A 21,678-nucleotide genomic window follows, 5' to 3' on the forward strand; every position below is an offset into this window, starting at 1 on the left:
CCGCAAAAAGCGTCTGCTGGACCGAATCAGGGTTGGGATGCGCTGCATTCTTCTTATATTGCAGAGCAACATAGCCTTTGTGTATGGTTCGCCGACCGATTGCAGCTGACACATTGTCAGCACCAGAAAGGTATTCTCATGGCTACAGCCCGAAAAAGCGCCCCAAAGTCCAAAGCGCGGACTAAAACAGCTGCCCGCAAAACAGCGGCCAAGAAGCCAACTGCGCGGAAAACCGCGGCAAAAACAGCTTCCAAGACAGCATCAAAGAAGACAGCAGCGCCCAAGGCTGAAGCCAAGCCTTCAAAGCCACGCGCGATTGCCCAGCCGGTTATTCGCCGAATCTGGCCGCTGGAGGCGGACGCCCTGCGCCGCCATTTGTGCCGCCTCGACCGCGAAGACCGCACCTTGCGGTTTGGCCGTCCGGTCACAAACCGCTTCATCCAGACCTATGTGGATCGGATCGACTGGTTCCGCGACATCGTGATTGGTGCGGTTGTGGACGGCGAAGTGACAGCGTCGGGTATTCTCACGCCGATCGGATGGCGTCTGCCGCTCGAAGGTTCAGCTGCGGTGGCCGTTGAAAGCAACATGCAGGGCTACGGTCTTGGCTCTGAGCTTACAAAGCGGATGCTGACGATTGGCCGTAATCGCTTCATGAGCCGGATTTACATGCTGTGCCTCGTCAAGAACGAGCGCATGTACCGGATTGCTGAAAAGTTTGGTGGTGAGGTTGATCGGTTCCGTGACGAGACTGTGGAGGCGCAGTTCGACCTGTCACGCCCAACTGTTTCTACGGTGACCACGGAAGCTGTATCCGAAGGTCTTGCCCTGGGACGCACGGTTGTTGGCAAGGTGCCGGTCATCGGTGCATTGGCAAACGGCACCCACGCGGCGTAACCCGCGACCACAATCTGACGAAGTTTATAGCGGGCGGACCCTCAGGGTTTGCCCGCAAATCGTTCCGGGCGCAGCACCTGTGCTTCACTGACGGAGACGATGCCGGGATAGCGTTCAAAGAGCTTGCTGATTTTCGTAAGCACTTCGTCAGCGCCCTTATCGTCGGTGATGGCGATGACCACGATATGATCTTCAGCCCCGGTCAGTTGATCTTCCTGCCAGACACCAGATGTCCCTGCCCCGCCCACTGTCTTGAGCGCTGTCCAGCCGGTGACACCGACTGTCTCGAAGACGCGCGCGAACACTCTTAGATGGGCCTTGGCGATTGCCAGTTCGATGCGTTTGCACGTGGTTGTTTCTATAGCCATTGGGTTGTGCCTTGCATGGGTTATCCCGCCAACATCTGCGCGGCAGATATATAGAGCGGGATTCCGATGACGAGATTGAAGGGAAACGTGATCGCCATGGACAATGTGAGGTAGATGGCGGCATTGGCTTCAGGCAGCGCCATGCGCATGGCGGCAGGAACTGCAATGTAGGAGGCGCTGGCGCTCAGAACCGTCAGCAGTGCAACACTGCCCACATCAAGCCCAAGCAGCGTACCGGTCAGGACGCCAAGCACAGCAGCAATCAGCGGCATGTAGATGCCAAAGGCAGCAAGCGGAAGTGTCAGGCCGGTTGATTCACGCAGGCGACGCGCTGCGAGCAGCCCCATGTCCAGAAGGAACAGACACAAAATGCCTTTGAAGGGCGCGTCCACGAAGGGGCCGATGGCTTCCATGCCCTTGGTGCCGGTGATGATGCCGACGATGAAAGCACCAATGAGCAGCACTACGCTGCCGTTGAGGAAAACTTCTCGGGCAAGGCTGCTCCAGGGTGTGGCCGTTTCAGGACTGGTGGATGTGACCGCGCCACGCGCCAACAAAAGGCCCGCAATAATGGCGGGGGTTTCCATCAAGGCCATGACAGCAACCATGTAACCGTCAAAAACGAGCCCCATGGACGTGACAACTTCCGTGGCAGCTACAAATGTGACGACGCTGATGGAGCCGTAGTGCGCCGCAACGGCGGCCCGGGTTGCGTCATCCAGCCCTGTCGTCATGCGCAACAGCGTGTGGGCGATGACCGGAATGATGAACCCAAGAAGGATGCCCGCGATTGCCGTGGCAATGAGGGCAGAACTCAGGCCCGCCTCGGCCACCGACACACCGCCTTTGAACCCGATGGCGAGCATGAGATAGAGCGCAAGGCCCTTGCCGACTGCTTCGGGCACCGACAACTCAGACCGGGCAAGGGCAGCCAGGAACCCCAGGGCGAAAAACAGCACCATGGGCGAGGCCAGATTGGCGAGCGCGACGTTGAGTGTGTCAGCCATAGAAGTATGAGATCCAATCCTGATACGCGGGATTCAGCATAGGGTGGCTCTTGTTTTGACACAGCACAATTGCTGTTCATACCTAGAGCAGTGCATAACATGCAGGCGCGGCAAAATATGTGTCGGAATTATCGCCGCAACGAACAGGCTGGCAATGGATCAGAACGACGGCTTCCTGAAAGATATCTGGTATTTTGTGGTCCACGGCCGCGAAATAAAGCCGGGCGCGCTGGTGCACAAGGTGATTGCGGGCCAGCCTGTGCTGGTAGGCCGCACCAAAGGGGGCGAGGCCTTTGCCATTCGCGACATCTGCCCGCATCGCGGTGTGCCGCTGTCTGCCGGCAAATTTGTTGAAACGGACAATCAGCCTACGGTGCAATGCCCCTACCATGGGTGGCGGTTTGGCACTGACGGCGTGTGCAAACATATCCCCTCCCTCTATGAAGGGCAGGATATGGATCCATCCAAGATTGCGGTTACGTCCTATCCCCTGCGTGAGCAACAAGGCGCATTGTGGGTTTTTGTTCCGTCAGACCTGCGCAATCCAGCTCAGCCGACGGAAGAGCCGCCATTGATGCCCGGGGTGGGTGACCGTCCGGCGCGCATCTACCAGAAGTTTGACCTTACCTGCCATGTGGACAATGCGGTGATCGGGCTGATTGACCCGGCGCATGGACCGTTTGTGCACAAGAACTGGTTCTGGCGCGACGAAAGCGGCATGCGCGACAAGGCCAAGGAATTTGCGCCGGTCAAGAATGGTTTTGTGATGGTGGGGCACAAACCCTCAGCCAACTCAAAAGTCTATTCGCTGCTGGGCGGTGACGTAAAAACCGAGATCAGTTTTCTTATTCCCGGTGTGCGCATTGAGCATATTACGGCGGGCAAACACCATGTTGTCGGCATGACGACTGTGACACCAACAGGGCCGGAAGAAACCGAGATTACCCAGAGCTTCTACTCGACCAACCCGGTGCTCAATTTTCTGGCGCCGGTCTTCAAGCCGTTCATGTATCACTTCCTGAAACAGGATGCGGACATTGCCAACATCATGCAGGAGGGGTTGAAGTTCGACCCGCGCCTGATGCTGATCAATGAGTCCGATATTCAGGGCAAATGGTACTTCAGCATGAAAGCCGAGTGGGACCGCGCCCGGTCTGAAGGCCGCCCGTTCAAGAACCCTGTTCCCGAAAAAACCGTGTTGCGCTGGCGCAGCTAAGGACGGTCGGTGGTCAGGGCTTCATGTGAGTACGCAGGAAGTCGGCACCGCGTTGTACCGCTTGCAGGCCTTCTTTCAGTATCGGATGGAAGGAATGCCACACATGCACCATGCCGTCCCATACTTCGAGCTCCGCTATTGTTCCAACGCGACGCATTCCGGTGACGAGATCGCGGGCATCATCCACCAGCACTTCGCGTTCTCCCACCTGCACGAGACAGGGCGGCAGGCCTGACAGGTCTGCGTAGACCGGCGACGCCAGAGGGGTCTGGAAGTCTGCGCCTTTCAGATAGGCCTTTGCAGATGCCTGAATGCCCGCCTGGGTGATGGACGGATCCGCCTGCGCCCGTGATCTGTAGCTTGGGCGGTCACACCCCATGTCCGTCCACGGACAAATAAGGACCGCAGCCGCCGGAAGAGGCAGCTCCTCTTCGCGCGCCTTCAGCATTGTTGCAACGGCAAGCCCGCCTCCGGCTGAGTCACCGGCAAGGGCAATGTTGCCTGCGGCGATGCCCTGATCGAGCAGCCAGCGATAGGCCGTGACGGCATCATCGACGGCAGCGGGATACGGGTTCTCCGGGGCAAGACGATAATCCACGCTCAGGCATCGCATGTCCGCCAGCTGCGCCATTTTGCTGGAGAGGTGCCGGTGGGATTTGGTTGAGCCGAAGGCATAGCCGCCGCCGTGAAAATACAGCAGGCATTTTTGGCCTTTGACATCCGGCGGGGTCTGCCATTCACACGGCACGCCGGCAGCGTCCACGGACGCGATCTGAATATCGGCGTCTGTGGGAAATGTAGTTGCGTTTTCGTCCACGATGGCACGGCGCTCGGCCAGAGAAAGGTCTGCACGCGAAGAGGCGCGTTCCTTTATGTAGTCAGCCAGCGTGTCGGCGGTGAGACGAAGAGTGGGTTGTGGTGCTTGTGCTGTCATGGGCAAAGCCTAACGCAACACCTCGTGGTGGTGCGAATCGTATATCCTCTTCGCCAGACGGTTCTTGCTGCCGTTGAAAAATTGGACCTGCTCACCTGTGACCCCGCTTTTTTACAGCCGTGCCGCCTTCCGCGCGCTCGCTGCACTGCCGCATCCAGCGCAGACTGCCGTGCGTGCCATGGCGGATATGCTGCGTATGCCCGAGCGGTCACTAGCCCCCATTCGTGCGCTGCCAGGTGGGCTGGAGCGCGATCTGGCGCAAGTTGCCGTTGAGGGCGTGGGACGGCTGGTATGCCGAATCACGCAGGAGAGGATCGACGTGCTGGCGATTGTGGGACGTGATCATGCGCTGCCACCATCTGCCCCCCGGTCAGACTTTAGACCTGTTCAGATCGGCGGTGCTGCATGAGCAAGGAGCAGCCGGTCCAGATTATTGAAACACCTGAAGGAGACGCGTCCTTTGCGGCCGTGCCCATTGAAACCTATCGGGTGATGGTGCGTGACCTTGAGGCCTATCGTGATCTCAAAACGGGTGTGAGCGAATTGCGGGCCCTGGACGATGGCGAGGTGGCGCTGCCAGCCGACGTGGCGCACCGCATTGCGGATGGCGACAACCCGGTTCGGGTGTGGCGGGAACATCGCGGCCATAAGGCTGTTGCCCTGGCGCGGATGGCGGGCATAAGCCCGGCCTATCTGTCGGAGATTGAAACCGGCAAGAAGGAAGGCACGTTCAAAACCATGGCGGCCCTGGCGCGCCATTTGAATATCAGCCTTGATGATCTTGCCCCGATGGCGGACGACCAGGACGCAGACAGCCTGCGTCGCGCGGGTCGTGAAGCTGCCTTCAAAGCAGAGATTGCGGGCATTCGGGCGTCCATCTCAAGCGGTGCTTTCGATAGTGGCGCGGTGCGCAATGCAGCTGCGCGGCTTGAGCGGGACATGGATGCCATGGTGATGGATGGGGCGGAACCCATCTGGGCATCACAACTGACCGACGCACTGGCACAGATCGTTACGCTGGTGGATCAAGCCGAACAGGACATCGTCGAGACCGCGCGCAATGCGCAATCCCGGCTGGAAGAAATCATCTCGGTGGATGCGTTTGCGGTTGCGACCAAGACGCGCTCACGCAAGGCGGCTCCTCGTCCTGAGGTGATCAGCCCCTCAGAAGATACCGAAGCAGCACCTAAGCAGATTGCCGGCGAGTAGCCCCCGCTAAGCAGCGGCCATGCGTCCGGCAGCCTTTATGGACGGCTTGGTGGCACGCACGGTGTCGTCCCAATATCGCAGCACCACATCAGCCCTGTCCGTTGCCACGCTATCAAACAGCGCGGTCAGCCGGTTCACTTCAGCGGCTGTGCGGGAGGTGCTGTCGCGATGACTGGCAATAAGCAACGCGAACTGAAGAAATTCCTTGCGCGTCATGCCCAGGGCCTTGGCTGCGACGGCCAGCGCCTCTCCACCGGGATCGGTGACAATGTGAGCTGCCGTCTGCGGTCGGATATCAGCATACTTTGCCAACAGGCTGACGACTTTACGCATGTCGGTGCTGCGTGCCGCAGACAGAAGCTCTTCGCCAAGGCTTGGCCCGTAGCGCCGCTGGGGCGCCATCATGCTCAGGGTCCGCATCAGTTCGGGATCACTGGAAAAGGCATCAATGCCTTCGTCGATTGCGTCGTTCAGAGCTTCGCGCAGCATACGGCGGTCTGCGGTAAACCGATTGACGATGTCCAGGCGCAGACCAGACGATGCCCACCAGAACATGGTGTGCGCAAGAGCAGGCGTGATGTCGTCTCGCGCGACAAGCAGGTCGCACAGGGCTGGCTCTTTTTCGCTCAGACTGACGATGCGCTCATAGCCGGTTGCGGAGAACTGGGCACCTTTGTTGCGCGCAATCTCGATCAAGGCTTCGGATTCACCGGTGGCAATCAGGGCATCCGTCACCGACGACGAAAGCTCCTTGCGCTTGGAAGTAGCCACCCAATGGTCGCGGCCCTTGGCCTGAATAACATCGACGAGGTCGCTGTCTCCCAGTGCTGTTGATTTTTCAAGCAATGGTCGTGCGACCGAGATGACGTCATGGGCCAGGGTCACGATCACTTCCTGGGGGGCATCGGCACGGTCTGCAAGACGTGTGGCCAGTCGGGCGCGAAGGTCTACTTCTATGTGTCCAACAAGCTGGGCAAGCATCTGGTCCACCAGCTGGCGCTCCTGCGGGGTCAGCTGGCTTTCGGGCAAAAGGGCAATGTCCGTCAGGCGGCGCACAATCAGCGCGCGGGCCTTGCCGGCTTTGTCCTGCGCCAGAGCTACAAGCCCCAGCACTTCTTTTGCTTCCCGTCTCAGGGTCAGATCCTGGCGCTCGCTGGCCATGGTCATGTCCTTCCTCAAAGTCGTGTGCTTCCTGCACGATTGGATGAGGATTGCGGACGGGCCTTGAGAAGACGCCAAAACTGAGCACGGCATTCGATTTTAGTGAGCGACAGATTTGTTCGGATTTTTACGGGTGTTTTATGCGGGTCCTCACAAACCCTCGTTTACCGCGTTTTTTGTGGCCCATCGCGCCCGCCATACGGTTCTGCTAGGGTCTGCAAAATACATGTAAAAAGAATGCCGATTTGGCATTTGCGGGAGAAAAGTCGTGGCACGCGCATTCGTAATTCCCATGGTGGCAGCCATATTTGCAATGACAGTTGCAGGCTGCGCGCATGAACCTGACCGCGACCTTGAGCGGCTACCGGCCTATCAGGCGGGTTACGCCGATGGATGTCGGACAGCACAAAACCGGCAACGTGGCTTTGCGACCAAGACATTCCGCAATGATGATGCATTTGACCAGAACGCTGCTTATCGCTCCGGCTGGCGCGAGGCATCGATGAGCTGTGGCGCATCTGATGGACTTGGCCGAAACCGCATGTTTGAAGATCAACAGATCGGCCCCGCGCGCCTTTAAGCCAACTCTGCCCGCGAGTAAGTGCTTGGCGGGTCGCGCTGCATGGCTTTAGGCTTCAACCATGGGGCATTCAAAGCGCGACCAGCACGGCATTGCCGGGGTCATTTTCACCGTTGTGACATTCTTCATGCTGCTGGAAATGGCAGCAGCAAAGCCGCGTGTTGAATCCGGTCAGGATCTTTACAATGCCTGCCAGCAGGCGGTGAGGGATTTTGAAGCCGGCAAGACGCCGCAAAACTCCGTCGCGATCTATCACTGCAACCACTTCCTGTCCGGACTGTTTCGCAGTCATCAGGTGATGACGCGCAACCGGCTGACTGCCAAGCAGCATTCAAATGAAGATACGGACCGGGTGCAGTGTCTGAAAGTGCCGCAGGCGGCCAGTTTCAAACAGCTGGCCCAGAAGGTGGTCAATCAGGCGGAATGGGAGCCAGCTTTGCTGGATGAACCGGCGACGGAGCTGGCATTCTCGGCTTTTGATGCGCTGAACCCCTGCTGACCGCGACGCCACCACACATCTAGGCAGCGGTGCTTTGCGGACATTGCGGTGGCGCTGCTCGCACCACGCGCGCATTTGGGACGTGGATTGTGATCTGCGTCCCTTTGCCCAAAGAGCTTGCGATGGACATCATGCCGCCATGCGCCTCGATCATTGCCTTGGCAAGCGGCAATCCAAGGCCGGTACCGGGTTTGGTTCGACTCATAGCCGTCTCAACCTGCTCGAAGGGTTGCAGGATGCGTTCCAGATGATCCGGCGGAATGCCGATGCCGGTATCTGACACAATCACATCAAAACCGTCATCCGTCCGGATGGATCGAACACTTATGGTTCCGCCAACAGGCGTGAACTTGATTGCGTTCGACAGGAGATTGAGCATCACCTGCACGGCCATTTTCTGATCGGCAAACAGGTGAACGTCTGCATCGGCAAGATCAACCTTCAACTTCAGCCCGGCATCACTGATAGACTGTTTTAGTATCTGCAAAGCTTCATCCACCGGCTGTGATGCGGGAAACTCTTCCTCACACAGCTCCATCTTTCCCGCTTCGATCTTGGCCATGTCCAGCAGCTCATTGATCAAGCCAAGCAGATGATTGGCGCTCCGGTTCACGTCCACCACATACTCGCCATATCGGGCGGGCTGCACCGGGCCAAAAGGTTCACTCATCATGAAGTCTGTAAAGCCAATGATTGCATTGAGCGGAGTGCGAAGCTCATGACTCATGCTGGCGAGGAATTCGGTCTTTGATCGATTGGCCTGCTCGACACGCTGGCGTTCAATCTCCAAAGCATCCGACCGACGCTCACTGACATCGAGCATCAGCCTCAGAAGGCTGAGGGCAGTCCCAACACCAAAGTACTGTCCGTCCTCAGTCACAACAAAACCACCCAGCAGCCCCCCGGCCCGCGCCTTGACGATGCGATTGCCGAGATCCTCAAAGGCCATCCCCCTGTCAACGACAAGCGGATTGCTATCCATGAGCTGCGTGATTGGCCGTTTGCCGTAAAGATCAGGTCCAAGCTGATAGGTATAGCGAAGCAGGAAGTCCTGACGGTTGACCAACCCCAAGACCTCCATTCCATCTACAACCGGAATGCACAGCGCATCCGGTTCGCGCATGAAAATTTCATAGACATCGTGGCAGTTCGTGGTCGGCACAACGGGCAATCGCCGCTCGAGAAGCTGCTCAAAATAATTACTCATGGCTCCCATCCTGCTTACGCAGTGTTGCTCGTCCGCCCCTTGAGGGCCTGTGCAAATGGCATGGAAACGCTAGGAAAAATCGCTTGCCATTGACTTAAGGATTGGCGCCCAATGCCGATTGACACAGAAATTTCATGTGGTCGTCACAGTTGCTCCGCTGCGGGAAAGCGGGCATGAGTGTGGTCGGCATATGATGCTCGACATAAAACACTCCCGACACCTGAAGGCCCTTCTGCGTGAACACTCAGCTTACGGATAATGAGCAAGACGGTGCCGAGCCCGGCCTGTTCGGGTTTTACCTTGGTGGTCAGGCGACGTGGTTCAGCAGTGTCGGACTGCAGATGGTTCTGTTTGCCTGGCTGGTGACAGATGTTCTTGATGAGCGGGCGTTTCGGGTTGGTCTGGCGCAAACCGCCCTCATGGCACCTTCACTTCTTTTCATGATCTTTGGCGGTGCCTTCGCTGACCGCAGCGACACGCGGGCGGTTCTTATTCGCCTTCATTGTGCGGCGGCACTTCCGCCCCTCGCCCTGGCGCTGATCATTTTCTCAGGCGAGCTGCAGTATGAGTGGCTGATTGTGTATGGCCTGATCATGGGGTCGCTCTCAGCGTTTGCCATTCCGGCGCGTGACTCTTTGCTATCCACCATTGCCGTTAGAGCATTTGGCGATGACATTCAGCGCGCCGTGACCATGGCGTCTGGCGTCCAGTTTCTAGGGCAGCTTGGGGGCATCATTGTGGCCGGTGCTGCTGCTGTTACCGGCGCTCCGGCACTGCTTGCGCTGCAATCTGTTGTGATGCTGTCCGGCGCCTTGATGGTTCGCCGGCTGCCGCCTGCGCCTCCGCTTGATCGCGAGCCGTCACACCCCCTGTCAGACATGCGCGACGGCATTGCGCAAGTCTCCGGGTCACCCATCCTGCTGCCGGTGGTGCTGGGGATGTTTGCTGTCGGCGTCTTGTATGTGGGCAGCTTCATGGTGCTGCTGCCGCTTCTGGTCACCAACTATTACGATGGCGGTGCCACCGGCATATCCATTGTGAATATCTGTTTTTGGGGTGGCACGATCATCGCCACCTTTGCCCTGCTTCGCTTCGGCCATATTCACCGGCGTGGGCTGATCATGACGTGCAGCCTTTCAAGTGGTGCGGTTATCCTGTTCCTGATCGGTGTGCCCGCCCCTTTCTTTGTGATGTGCATTTTGTGCTTTGCATGGGGTCTTGGCGCGGGCACCTCCATGACCATGAGCCGCACGATCGTGCAGCTTGCAGCGCCTCCCACCCATCGCGCGCGTGTCCTGTCGATCTTTCAGCTGGGGTTTGCAGGTGGCGGACCCATCGGTGCGTTTGCGTCCGGCTTTTTGGTCGAGCTTACAAGCATCCACACAGCGGCATGGATTTCTGCCGGTGCGATGGTGCTGGTTCTGCTGACGCTGGCACTGACCACGCGGCTGGTTTCAATTACATCTGACGATGTTGCCCAAGCTCCCGCTCAGGCTTAGAAAAAAGGCGTTTTTGGCTCCGGCACGCATGGCTGGACTGAGAGCCGCATTTCGCTGACAATACGTCAGAACGTGGGGATCCAAATCCGGATTCCCACGCCACTCTCCTGCAGACCGGAAGTAAACGCGTGACTGACGCCACACAAACCCCTTCGCCAGCTCCTTCGCCGAACGAAGCCCGCTGGTACATGACCGGGCACGTCGCCTATTTCCTGGCTACGGGCATTCAGGGTGTCTTGATTTCGTGGCTCGTCACAATCGTGCTGGCTGAATCCCCAGAACGCGTCGGTATTGCTCAGATGTTCTCCATGCTGCCGATGCTGGTGTTCATTATGGTCGGTGGGGCTGCTGCTGACCGGGCAGAGCTGCGCAGCCACCTAGTGCGGCTTCAGGTGTTTCTCGCCTTGCCGTCGCTGGTGTTGGCCGCGACGATTTTGTCGGATTCACTCAACTACTGGGTCGTTCTGGCCTATGTGGGGGTCATGTCCACGACTGCTGCGTGGATTGTCCCTGCGCGTGACTCATTGCTAACTCGGATTGCAATGCGCTCGATGGGCGGCGCTATTCCGCATGCGGTTGCCATGGCAACGGCCGCGCAATTTGCAGCACAGGTCATCGGCATGTTGGTTGCAGCGGCTGCAGGCCTTTTTGGTGCCGTTCCCTACCTTGTTTTCCATTCTGCCATGTCGCTTCTCACTGCGTTTTCAACGAGCCGTCTTGACGAAGCATTGCCTACGCCGCGCGGTGCGCAGAAGCATTCCCGGTTCAAGGAAATGATGGAGGGCATGTCGATGACACTGGCTGACCCTGACATTCGCGCCATCATGATTTTGATGGGCATCGGGGGCATCTTCTATATCGGCGTGTTCATGGTGATCTTCCCGCTGCTGGCGCGCGATGTTTATGGCGGCGGCGCTTTGGAAATTGCCCTGTTCACGTCATTCTTCTTCGGCGGCATTGGCGCATCAAGCTTTGTTCTCACGCGCCTCCCGGAGATCAAGCGTCAAGGACGCGCGATCATGCTGGCCATGTGCATGGGCTCGGTCACAATGACACTGGTCCACTTTCAGCCGCCGCTATGGCTGGTGCTGGGCCTCGTGCTGATCTGGGGTATGTCGGCAGGTGTGAGCATGTCCACCGCCCGCGCCATTGTTCAGGCACGGGCCCCTGACAGCCATCGCGGCCGGATGCTGGCTGCGTTTCAGGTCGCCATGATGGGGGGTGGTCCGGTCGGCTCACTGCTTGCGGGCTATGTGGCGAGCAAGCTTGGGCTGTTTGACGCCATTCTGGTTCCGCCTGCCTTCATGGTGGTGCTGTGGCTCGGCGTGTTCTTCTTCACCGACCTATGGAAGGCAGATGTACGTAGTGTCGTGCCGCAACCTGCCGACTAGGCAGATCGCGGCACCACGTTGTGTCGTCTAGCTGTATTTGCGCTCTTCCCACCACGGGTAGAAGCTCGGCATGTCCTCGGACGGCTTGCACGGGTATTCCGGCTGGCGCTTTTCAAGGAATGACATGACGCCTTCCTTGGCGTCCTGCGTCTGACCGCGAGAGTAGATCGCGCGGCTGTCGATCTTGTGTGCTTCCATTGGATGATCAGCACCCAGCATGCGCCACATCATCTGACGGGTGAGAGACACGGATACAGACGCTGTGTTGTCTGCGATCTCGCGGGCAATGCGGCGGGCTTCCGGCAGCAGGTCTTCAGGCTCATGCAGCGAGCGGACCAAACCGCCATCGAGTGCTTCCTGTGCATCAAACACGCGGCCTGAATAGCACCACTCAAGGGCCTTGGAGATGCCGACGACGCGCGGCAGGAAGTAGCTGGAGCAGGCTTCGGGAATAATGCCACGGCGTGCGAACACAAAGCCGAAACGGGCTTTGGTGGACGCGATGCGGATGTCCATGGGCAACTGCATGGTGACACCGACACCCACAGCCGCGCCGTTGATGGCACCGATGACGGGTTTGATGCTTTCAAAGATGCGCAGGGTCAGGCGTCCGCCGCCATCGCGCACTTTTTCATCAGACCAGTCGATCTCGCCGTCCTTCATGGCGCTGCCTGCTTTGTCCGGGCGGTCGTCGCGGGCCTCATAGTCAAACGTCTTGGCACCCTGGGAGAGGTCAGCACCGGCGCAGAACGCGCGGTCCGCACCGGTCACGATGATGGCGCGCACATTGTCGTCGGCATCGGCACGGTCAAACGCGTCGATCATCTCCACCATCATCTCGCCGGTGAAGGCATTCATTTTTTCGGGTCGGTTCAGCGTCAGCGTCAGTACGCCATCATCCAGATCGTAGAGGATGGTGTTGTAGGTCTTGTCGGCCATTGGGTCGTCTCCCTGAGTAGTGGGGCTGTATGCCTTGAGGAATTGTGTGTTTCTGTCGGGCGGGAGTTTAGCGTGGTCTGCGCACAAGGCTAGTTGCCGTAGGGTCAACCGCCTGTCTGACCCCACCCGCGCGCAAATGCTTGTGGGGGAGGCTGAACGGCTATAATTCAATAGGAAAGCTGCAAAAAAGCAGCGTGCCTGCACAAATGCTCTTTCAGGGAGACCGACAATGCATCCGGCTGATCACGCCCAGACATCGCCCGACAAACCCGCCTACATCATGGCCGGCACCGGCGAAACGGTGACGTACAAAGACCTTAATGATCGCTCCAACCAGGGCGCTCAGCTGTTTCGCAAATATGGTCTCAAACGCGGCGATGCCATCGCCATCTTCATGGAAAACAATGCGCGGTTCATGGAGCTGTGCTGGGCGGCGCAACGCTCCGGCCTCTATTTCACCTGCATCTCCTCGCGGCTGACCGCCGGTGAAGTTGAGTACATTGCCGGTGACTGCGGTGCGAAGCTGTTCATCACGTCGGCTGCCATGGGATCGGTCGTCGACGAACTTGTCGATCTGATGCCGGGCATCGAGCACCGCTTGATGGTGGGCGGCACGCGGCCGGGTTACGAGTCTTTTGAAGACGCCCGCGACGCGATGCCGGCCGAGCCGATTGCGGACGAAAGCGCCGGTACGGATATGCTTTATTCGTCCGGCACGACCGGTCGCCCCAAAGGTATCAAATCACCGCTGCCTGAAGGGCCGATCAATGAAGTGCCATCGCTGCTGGCGCTGATCATGGGGCTGTACGGGGCGGGCACCGAGTCCACCTATCTCTCTCCGGCGCCGCTCTATCATGCAGCGCCCTTGCGCTACAACATGGCCATGCATCGCGTCGGCGCGAGCTGCATCGTGATGGAGCATTTCGATGCGGAAGAAGCGCTGAAGCTCATCGAGAAACACAAGATCACCATTGCCCAGTGGGTGCCGACGATGTTCGTGCGGATGCTGAAGCTGGATGAGGGTGTGCGCACGAAATACGATGTCTCGAGCATTGATTGTGCGATCCATGCCGCGGCGCCCTGCCCTGTCCCCATCAAGGAACAGATGATTGAGTGGTGGGGTCCGGTGATCAACGAGTATTACGCGGGCACCGAAGGCAACGGCTTTTGCGCGCTCAACTCCGAAGAGTGGCTGGCCCACAAAGGCTCTGTCGGCAAACCGCTGATGGGTGAGTTGCACATCTGCGATGAAGAGGGCGAGGAACTGCCCGCCGGAGAAGTTGGCACTATCTATTTTGGCGGCGGCAACGAGTTTGAATATCACAATGACCCGGGCAAGACCGCCGAAGCGAAACACCCCAAGGGCTGGACCACTTTGGGCGATGTTGGTCGCATTGATGATGATGGATACCTTTATCTGACCGACCGGAAGTCCTACATGATCATTTCCGGGGGCGTGAACATTTATCCGCAGGAAGCGGAAAATCTGCTCGTCACCCATCCAAAAGTGGCGGATGTCGCAGTGATTGGTGTTCCGAACGAGGACTTTGGCGAAGAAGTGAAGGCCGTTGTGCAGCCCATGGACTGGGCCGAAAAAGGACCTGAACTTGAAGCGGAACTTATTGAGTTCTGCCAGTCGCAACTGGCCAAGATCAAATGCCCGCGGTCAATCGACTTTGATCAGGAACTGCCCCGCCACCCAACCGGAAAGCTGTATAAACGGCTTATCCGTGACCGGTATTGGGGCAACCGTGACTCGAAAATCGTCTAGCAGCAGCACGCGCAAAAACAACGGCAAACCGGCGACGTCGGCATCTTTGTTGAAGATGTCGCCGGACGGCATGATCCTGCGCGAGAATTTCACGCCGGAACGCATGGAGACGCTGCGCCGCGAGCTGGCGGAGCGCGGCGACAACTCGCTGCTCACCGAAGAGCAACGCGAGGACAATCGCCGTCGGTTCCTGCGCCGGTGGGACGGCAAGTCTGACATCTGGGTGTTTGGGTATGGTTCCTTGATGTGGAACCCGGCCATTCATGTGGCAGATACCAAACCCGCCAAGGTGTTTGGCCTGCATCGGTCGTTCTGCCTCAAGCTGCCACTGGGACGCGGCACGCCGGAGCGGCCAGGATTGATGCTGGCGCTGGATCATGGCGGCTCATGTCAGGGCATGGCGCACCGGATATCAGCGCATCAGGTGGAAAGCGAAACCGAGATCCTGTGGATGCGCGAGATGATCGGTGGGTCCTACAGGCCCACATGGATCAACCTGCAGATGAACGGGCGCACCATCAGGCAACCCGCTTTCACCTATGTCATCAATCGCCAGCACAAGCGCTATGCGGGCAAGGTGAAAGAAGACACGATCGTGCGCCGCATTGCGCGCGCTGAAGGTCAACTGGGCACCAATCGGGAATATCTATATCGCACGGTTGAGCGGCTGGACGCGCTTGGGATCAGCGCAGGGCCCATGCACAAATTATGTGACCGGGTTCGGGACGTGGCGGGCGACTGAGCCTCCCCAGATTGAACCTCGCCTCTTGGATTCGACTGCGCTAACATCCCAAACGCGTGTTAGGTGCAGATCATTCGATTCATCAAAGGCCAGTCTCATGAACCGTTTTCTTCTGTCTGCTGTCGGTGTTGCCGCACTGGCGTCCCTTGGATTTATGTCCACCGGTCCGGCCCATGCCTGGGCGACCAAGTGCGACAACAATGTGGATGCCCAGATTGACGATGAATACCGCATCTATTTCCACACTTCCGGCAATGAACTGAGTGAAGAGTCGATCGAGCGCATTGATCGTGCTCACTCCATCGCGTCTGCGCGCGACGTGGCTCAGCTTTGCATTGTTGGGCAGGCCAGCAAGGAAGGCGATTCCAAGCGAAATGCCAACCTCGCCTATGGACGTGCCGAAGCCGTGGCCAAGGCCTTTGTGGCGCGTGGCTGGCGGCGAGACCAGATTGTGGTGAAATCCAAGGGCGAAAGCTGGGGTTTCATGACGGACTGGCTCACCGACGACAGCGCCGCTGACCGTCGGGTAGATGTGACGTTCTCCTACTAGCTTTTGCGGCTCATGCGGTGAGGTTGTCTCTCTGGCTGACCCATAAACACTGGCTATTGGCAGCGGCACTGTCACACGGCTAAAGTCCGCCTGACTTTTTCACCTTGCCTGGCGGCAGCGCAGCATATTCGGCGCGCTGCCGGGCCCGCACAAAACAACCAAGGGAGACCACCCGCCATGCGCATGTTTGAAAACATCGAAGAAATGACCAAGGAAGTCGGCAAGGAGATCGGCGTCAGCGACTGGGTCCAGATCGACCAGGACCGCATCAACCTGTTTGCCGATGCCACAGGCGACCATCAGTGGATCCACCTGGATGGCGAACGCACGCAAAAAGAACTCGGCATGCCGACAATTGCTCATGGCTACCTCACACTGTCCCTGCTGCCGATGCTTCAGGGCAGCGTTTCCGGCATCAAGAGCGTAACCCGCGGCATCAACTACGGCAGCAACAAGGTGCGTTTCACGGGCATGGTACCTGTGGACAGCAAGGTTCGCGCGCGCGTCAAACTGCTCAACATGGAGCCCAAGTCCGGCGGCATGCAGATGACCAATGAAGTGACCATGGAAGTGGAAGGCTCTGATCGTCCAGCGATGGTTGCTGAAACGCTTTCGCTTGTTTTTGAATAGGCCATACACACCTTATTCGCGATAAGTTGACCGGCGGGTTTCATTGAGAAGCCTGCCGGTCTTCCTATATCTGGACCCAAGTACCCTAGTTCGGGACTTCCACCATTCAGACTGTGAGGTATGCCATGAGCGATCCTACTCGCGCCCTTTGGACAAAAACCAAGAAGGCAAACAAGGTTGAGAAATCAGAAGCTGAATGGCAGGCCCAACTGACGCCGGAACAGTTTCACGTGGCCCGCAAAGCTGGCACAGAGCGCGCCTTTACGGGCCCGAACTGGGACCAGAAAGCAGCCGGCGTATATAATTGCGTTTGCTGTGGGCAGGCCCTTTTTGATGCAGAAACCAAGTATGACAGCGGCACCGGCTGGCCCAGCTTCTATGCGCCTGTGGCCGAAGATGCCGTGGAGTATGTGGCAGATAAATCGCTGTTCTCCACACGTACGGAAGTTGTGTGCTCAAACTGCGATGGACATCTGGGTCATGTGTTTCCCGACGGTCCTGCACCAACAGGCCTGCGCTACTGCATGAATGGCCTCGCCATGGATTTTGACCGCAAGGAAGACTGACACGAATGACATTCTCGGCACCGGCAGCCGCCCGCAAACCAACACAAGAAACGCATCACGGGCGCACGCGCACGGATGACTATGGGTGGCTGCGGGCCGAGAACTGGCAACAGGTCATGCGCGAGCCGGAGACGCTTGATGCGGACATTCGCGCCTACCTAGAAGCTGAGAATGCCTATACCGACGCGCAGATGGCGCCGACGAAAGCGCTGCAGGAACAAATCTTTGGTGAAATAAAAGGCCGCATCAAGGAAGACGACAGCTCGGTGCCATCTCCTGATGGTCCGTTTGCCTATTACTCGCGTTGGGATGCGGGAGCGGAATATCCGCTCTACTGCCGCCAGCCGCGCGACGGCGGTGATGAAACCATCATTCTCGACGGACCGAAGCTTGCTGAAGGCGAGAGCTACCTGAAGATTGGGGATGCCGCCCATTCCCGAGACCACAAATTGCTGGCATTCAGCGTTGATACGGCGGGCTCGGAATATTTTGCGGTATCCGTCAAAAACCTGGAGACCGGCGATCTCCTGCCTGACACGATCCCGGATACATCCGGCGGCGTTGTGTGGGCGGACGACAATGCGACGCTGTTCTACACAGTGCTGGACGGGAACCACCGGCCTCACAAAGTGATGCGCCATGTATTGGGCACATCGGCCAGTGATGATGTTTGCGTCTATGAAGAGACGGACCCGGGTTTCTTTGTCGGCGTTGGCCAGACGCAAAGCGGAAAGCTGATCCTGATCGACAGCCACGATCACCAGACATCTGAAATCCGTTTCATTCCCGCTGCCAAACCGGATACGGCGCCGGTTCTGATCGCCGTACGCGATGACGGTCACGAATATGATGTTGAGGAGTGGGAAGGCCGCCTCATCATTCGCACGAACGCAGCGAATGCGGAGGATTTCAAGCTGGTGGAAACGCCGCTGACGTCACCGGGCCGGGAAAATTGGAAAGACCTTGTGCCCCATGCCCCCGGCACGCTGGTGCAGGCGCATTTTGCGCTCAAGGGCCACCTTGCACGTCTGGAACGGTTTGGCGGATTGCCGCGCGCCATCATTCGCGACATGGCGACGGGCGATGAACATGCCATTGCCTTTGACGAAGAGGCTTACTCGCTGGGACTGGCCGCGGGATATGAGTACGACACCACCAAGGTGCGCTTTACCTATTCGTCCATGACGACGCCTGCCGAGCAGTATGACTACGACATGGCAACGCGTGAGCGCGTGTTGCTGAAACGCCAGGAAGTGCCAAGCGGACATGACACATCTGACTATGTGACGCGGCGGCTCATGGCGACGGCGCATGATGGCGAGCAGGTGCCGGTATCGCTCATCCACCACAAGGATACGCCGCTGGATGGGTCTGCGCCCTGCCTGCTATATGGCTATGGGGCGTACGGCATCAGCATCCCGGCCGGGTTTTCTGTTGCGCGGCTGTCGCTTGTTGATCGCGGATTTGTCTATGCCATTGCGCATATTCGGGGCGGCAAGGACAAGGGATATCAGTGGTATCGCGGCGGCAAACTGAAAGAGAAAACCAATACGTTCACGGACTTTATTGCTGCGGGCGAACACTTGATTGCTGAAGGCTTTACGTCCAAAGGCAACATTGTTGCCCAGGGCGGCAGCGCGGGCGGCATGTTGATGGGCGCGGTCGCCAATATGCGCCCTGACCTGTTTGCCGGCATTGTGGCCGAAGTACCGTTTGTGGATGTTCTGGCCACCATGCTGGATGACACCCTGCCCCTCACGCCGCCTGAATGGAATGAGTGGGGCAATCCGATTTCAGACTCTGATGCCTATGACTGGATCGCCGCGTACTCGCCCTATGACAATGTGCGTGCGCAGGACTACCCGGCCCTGTTTGCGCTGGGTGGATTGGCTGACCCGCGCGTGACCTATTGGGAACCAACAAAATGGGTTGCCAAGCTGCGAGCGCTCAAGACCGACGACAATCTGCTGATGCTCAAGACCAACATGGAAGCCGGACATGGCGGCAAGTCCGGTCGGTTTGAGGGACTGCATGAAGTCGCGGAGGTTTTTGCGTTTTGCCTGATGGTGACGGGCAAGGATTAGGGTACGCGCGCCCTTTACCAATACATCCGTATCCCCGGGCTTGAGCCGGGGTCCACTCGCAGATCAACGGGCCGACACCCCATCGACCGTTGCACCCTGCCGCACCGAGTGTAGGCCCCGGGTCAAGCCCGGGGACACGGTCTTGTGGGTGAACTTTCAACCACTATCCGCTTTCCCTCCGGCTTGACCGGAGGGCCCATGGGCGGCTCGGATAGACCCTCCGGTCAAGCCGGAGGGAGGTCGGTGTTGTGAGGGAGGACTTCCGCTTGTCACCCTGCGATGAGGTCGCGGATTGACAGAAGTTGAGCGTCTTTGACTTACGCGCCAGTTGAGGGCTGCACCACAATTTCAAGGCGGCTGCCCTGTGTTCCGGAGATGGTCACCATCTGGCCATCGCCGACGAATGATGCGGTGCCGGATGTCAGGCTGATGTCGCAGCCGGACCCGTAGTGCAGGCGTGGGATGTAGAGCTCTGTTTCAGATGCATCGCTGTCGAGTTTGATCTCGGCTTTGAACTTGCGCGATTTGAGATCGAACCCGTGGGACAGAAGTTCGCCCTGGGCGCGACGGACGTAAGGGCGGCAGAAGCCCTTAAGGCCACGTCCGCCGGAATCCTTGTCCAGGGGGTTGTCCTGCTGGTCGCGGGAGAAGATGGACAGATCTTCCTGGTTCCACCCATCGCCGATTGCCTGGTCATTGCTGTTGGATGCTGTGTAGTTCCAGTGCGCTGTGGAGAGCAGCAGCGCATCCATGGCGTTGTACATCAGGTCCAGGGATGTCTTGTGCATCTCCCATGGCTTCTCGCTGTGATCGCCCGCAGCCCATGCCTTGTAGGCGGCTGCCTGATCAAGATCGTAGGGAATGCCGAACTCACCGATCAGGGTTGGGGCACCCTTACCGCCATTGAGCGTGTGGGCTGCCTTCTTGATGAGATCAAGCTGCTCCACATATTGCGCCTGAATGGCCTCCGGTCCTTCGATGACGCGGCCATTGAAGGGATTGATGGCGGTTGGATACATGAAGACCTTGGTGACAAGGGTCACGATGTCATACCAGTGGCTGGCATTGACCGTGTTGTCGGGTGAGCCTTCCGGGAACCCTTCGCCGCTCAGGCCACGGAACGGGTCGAGCTCGGCAAAGACCATCCAGTCTGACTTGATCTCGCGAATGCCGTCCGCCACGCGGTTGAAGAACGGCGCCATATAGTCCGCTTCCAGATCAACGGGCTTGCCGTTGCGATGGGTGAAATAGGTCTCGTTGACGTCTTCAGCTTCGCCATTGGCGTTGAGACGGTACGCGCCTGCCTGCTCAAACGGGCATTGAACACCATCGCGCCAGATGGGCACGCGATTGTCATTGGCGCGTTCTTCGCCGGTGACCTTCATTTTCATTTCCGCGGCGTCGAAACTCACGACCGGCACAGAGCGCGGGATGCCACGGGCCACCAGCAGACCATCGAGCGGCGACCACGCTGGGCCGGGCGATACGCGCTCGGGATGCTCCTTGGACTTTTCCGTATGCTGATAGCTTGTCTCGTTGGCAATCCAGCCGGAGCCGGGTTCGTTGAGTGTGTCGAACCCAAGGACGTGCGGCATATCTTTCACGCGCGTGGCGATCTGCTGCATGGCGCCCAGATAATGGCTTTGCAAAAATTCCTGGGCGTTGACGCCATCCACCATCAGGTCCGGCGCAAAGTCAGCACCTGCGAAGAACAGCGTCCACATGATGGCATTGCCGGGGCGACGGTAGTTCTGCGCCCATGTCATGGTCGGGTAGGTGTCTTCCTGACGGCCACCGCCGCGCTCAAAGTCGTAGCAATGCTGCATGACCTTGGCAGAACCGGACTCATGGAACTTTGTGAAATCGAGACCGCATTTCTCAAATGTCCAGCCGGGCGCGCCGTCTCCACCGGACATGCGCGACCAGACGTCCTGGTGGAAGTCGATGAACACATACATGCCGTGGTCGCCGGCACGGCGGCAGACGTCGGCGATGTAGTCCAGATAGGCTTCGTCATACTGACCGGGGCCAGCGTGCTCGCAGGACTCCCAAGTGGTCAGCAGACGCAGGCAGTTGAAGCCCCAGTGCTTGAGGCGGCCCAGATGCTCGTCGGCTTCATCAATGGGGAACGGGCGGCCAATAAAACTGACCTCCCGATGATCGGAAAAGTCGGTGGGGATGTGGGTGCCACCGTCGGGGTAAGGCAGCTTGCAGTCACCACCCAGATTGACGCCGCGCAGGATGACGTGACGGCCCGCATCGTCCACGAAGCGGTCTCCATCAAGGTGCAGTTTTGGCAATGACATGTGTGAAAGTCTCCCCGGCGTGCTGGATCGTGCTCCGGCACTTGTTGCTTGTTTGGGCAACTATGCCAGAAAGACGCGTCTCTTTGGGAGGCCAAATATCTTGAGCATGGGCATAATTCAAA

At 58.4% G+C, this 21,678-nt stretch carries 21 protein-coding genes; 14 read left to right on the plus strand and 7 right to left on the minus strand.

Annotation, left to right across the window (positions count from 1 at the left end):
• The first annotated feature begins 138 nt into the window (after positions 1-138).
• Positions 139-897, plus strand: coding sequence for a GNAT family N-acetyltransferase (locus ABXH05_RS14875; RefSeq protein ID WP_353561881.1), 759 nt, complete (start codon positions 139-141; stop codon positions 895-897).
• 41 nt (positions 898-938) lie between these two features.
• On the opposite strand, the gene ABXH05_RS14880 is transcribed toward ABXH05_RS14875, so the two are convergent.
• Together ABXH05_RS14880 and ABXH05_RS14885 are read right to left on the minus strand one after the other, a co-directional pair.
• Positions 939-1,265, minus strand: a complete 327-nt coding sequence (locus ABXH05_RS14880; protein ID WP_353561883.1) for a P-II family nitrogen regulator — start codon at positions 1,263-1,265, stop codon at positions 939-941.
• A 20-nt stretch (positions 1,266-1,285) separates the two neighbouring features.
• Positions 1,286-2,272, minus strand: coding sequence for a sodium-dependent bicarbonate transport family permease (locus tag ABXH05_RS14885; protein ID WP_353561885.1), 987 nt, complete (start codon positions 2,270-2,272; stop codon positions 1,286-1,288).
• Between the two features lie 154 nt (positions 2,273-2,426).
• Between ABXH05_RS14885 and ABXH05_RS14890 the strand changes: the two genes are divergently transcribed.
• Positions 2,427-3,488, plus strand: coding sequence for a Rieske 2Fe-2S domain-containing protein (locus tag ABXH05_RS14890; RefSeq protein WP_353561887.1), 1,062 nt, complete (start codon positions 2,427-2,429; stop codon positions 3,486-3,488).
• Between the two features lie 13 nt (positions 3,489-3,501).
• Here ABXH05_RS14890 and ABXH05_RS14895 read toward each other — a convergent pair whose 3' ends face one another.
• Entirely contained in the window at positions 3,502-4,422 is a 921-nt protein-coding gene (locus ABXH05_RS14895; RefSeq protein WP_353561889.1) for an alpha/beta hydrolase, read from the minus strand.
• 97 nt (positions 4,423-4,519) lie between these two features.
• Between ABXH05_RS14895 and ABXH05_RS14900 the strand changes: the two genes are divergently transcribed.
• Complete coding sequence (locus ABXH05_RS14900) at positions 4,520-4,831, plus strand: hypothetical protein (RefSeq protein ID WP_353561891.1); 312 nt, start codon at positions 4,520-4,522, stop codon at positions 4,829-4,831.
• Positions 4,828-5,631 carry a helix-turn-helix transcriptional regulator gene (locus ABXH05_RS14905; RefSeq protein WP_353561893.1) on the plus strand — a complete coding sequence of 268 codons (804 nt, stop codon included), beginning with the start codon at positions 4,828-4,830 and terminating at the stop codon, positions 5,629-5,631. The genes ABXH05_RS14900 and ABXH05_RS14905 overlap by 4 nt, the downstream gene beginning before the upstream one ends.
• Before the next feature lie 6 nt (positions 5,632-5,637).
• Here ABXH05_RS14905 and ABXH05_RS14910 read toward each other — a convergent pair whose 3' ends face one another.
• A complete protein-coding gene (locus ABXH05_RS14910) occupies positions 5,638-6,798 on the minus strand; it encodes a DUF2336 domain-containing protein (RefSeq protein WP_353561895.1) in 1,161 nt (386 codons plus the stop codon).
• A 262-nt stretch (positions 6,799-7,060) separates the two neighbouring features.
• On the opposite strand from ABXH05_RS14910, the gene ABXH05_RS14915 reads away from it, so the two are divergent.
• Positions 7,061-7,372: a hypothetical protein gene (locus ABXH05_RS14915; RefSeq protein ID WP_348139443.1), complete on the plus strand. Its 312-nt coding sequence runs from the start codon at positions 7,061-7,063 to the stop codon at positions 7,370-7,372.
• A gap of 61 nt (positions 7,373-7,433) precedes the next feature.
• Positions 7,434-7,871 (plus strand): Rap1a/Tai family immunity protein, encoded by a 438-nt coding sequence (locus ABXH05_RS14920; RefSeq protein ID WP_348139441.1) that lies wholly within the window; start codon positions 7,434-7,436, stop codon positions 7,869-7,871.
• 19 nt (positions 7,872-7,890) lie between these two features.
• Here the strand turns inward: ABXH05_RS14920 and ABXH05_RS14925 are convergent, their stop codons facing one another.
• A complete protein-coding gene (locus ABXH05_RS14925; RefSeq protein WP_353561897.1) occupies positions 7,891-9,078 on the minus strand; it encodes a sensor histidine kinase in 1,188 nt (395 codons plus the stop codon).
• Between the two features lie 236 nt (positions 9,079-9,314).
• Between ABXH05_RS14925 and ABXH05_RS14930 the strand changes: the two genes are divergently transcribed.
• Entirely contained in the window at positions 9,315-10,577 is a 1,263-nt protein-coding gene (locus tag ABXH05_RS14930; RefSeq protein ID WP_353561899.1) for an MFS transporter, read from the plus strand.
• 128 nt (positions 10,578-10,705) lie between these two features.
• A complete protein-coding gene (locus tag ABXH05_RS14935; RefSeq protein ID WP_348139434.1) occupies positions 10,706-11,968 on the plus strand; it encodes an MFS transporter in 1,263 nt (420 codons plus the stop codon).
• A gap of 27 nt (positions 11,969-11,995) precedes the next feature.
• On the opposite strand, the gene ABXH05_RS14940 is transcribed toward ABXH05_RS14935, so the two are convergent.
• A complete protein-coding gene (locus ABXH05_RS14940; RefSeq protein ID WP_353561901.1) occupies positions 11,996-12,907 on the minus strand; it encodes a crotonase/enoyl-CoA hydratase family protein in 912 nt (303 codons plus the stop codon).
• 229 nt (positions 12,908-13,136) lie between these two features.
• On the opposite strand from ABXH05_RS14940, the gene ABXH05_RS14945 reads away from it, so the two are divergent.
• From ABXH05_RS14945 to ABXH05_RS14970, 6 genes are all read left to right on the plus strand, one after another.
• A complete protein-coding gene (locus ABXH05_RS14945; protein WP_353561903.1) occupies positions 13,137-14,678 on the plus strand; it encodes an AMP-binding protein in 1,542 nt (513 codons plus the stop codon).
• Positions 14,659-15,420, plus strand: a complete 762-nt coding sequence (locus ABXH05_RS14950; protein ID WP_353561905.1) for a gamma-glutamylcyclotransferase — start codon at positions 14,659-14,661, stop codon at positions 15,418-15,420. The genes ABXH05_RS14945 and ABXH05_RS14950 overlap by 20 nt, the downstream gene beginning before the upstream one ends.
• A 97-nt stretch (positions 15,421-15,517) precedes the next feature.
• A complete protein-coding gene (locus ABXH05_RS14955; protein ID WP_353561907.1) occupies positions 15,518-15,970 on the plus strand; it encodes an OmpA family protein in 453 nt (150 codons plus the stop codon).
• 177 nt (positions 15,971-16,147) lie between these two features.
• Positions 16,148-16,600 (plus strand): MaoC family dehydratase, encoded by a 453-nt coding sequence (locus ABXH05_RS14960; RefSeq protein WP_348139423.1) that lies wholly within the window; start codon positions 16,148-16,150, stop codon positions 16,598-16,600.
• Positions 16,601-16,725: 125 nt separating this feature from the next.
• Complete coding sequence (gene msrB / locus ABXH05_RS14965) at positions 16,726-17,166, plus strand: peptide-methionine (R)-S-oxide reductase MsrB (protein ID WP_043948626.1); 441 nt, start codon at positions 16,726-16,728, stop codon at positions 17,164-17,166.
• A gap of 5 nt (positions 17,167-17,171) precedes the next feature.
• Positions 17,172-19,250 carry a S9 family peptidase gene (locus tag ABXH05_RS14970; protein WP_353561909.1) on the plus strand — a complete coding sequence of 693 codons (2,079 nt, stop codon included), beginning with the start codon at positions 17,172-17,174 and terminating at the stop codon, positions 19,248-19,250.
• A 317-nt stretch (positions 19,251-19,567) separates the two neighbouring features.
• Here the strand turns inward: ABXH05_RS14970 and ABXH05_RS14975 are convergent, their stop codons facing one another.
• A complete protein-coding gene (locus ABXH05_RS14975; RefSeq protein ID WP_353561911.1) occupies positions 19,568-21,556 on the minus strand; it encodes a glycoside hydrolase family 5 protein in 1,989 nt (662 codons plus the stop codon).
• Between the last annotated feature and the right edge of the window lie 122 nt (positions 21,557-21,678).

The sequence above is a fragment of the Pyruvatibacter sp. HU-CL02332 genome (genome assembly GCF_040362765.1).
Lineage (GTDB): Bacteria > Pseudomonadota > Alphaproteobacteria > CGMCC-115125 > CGMCC-115125 > Pyruvatibacter.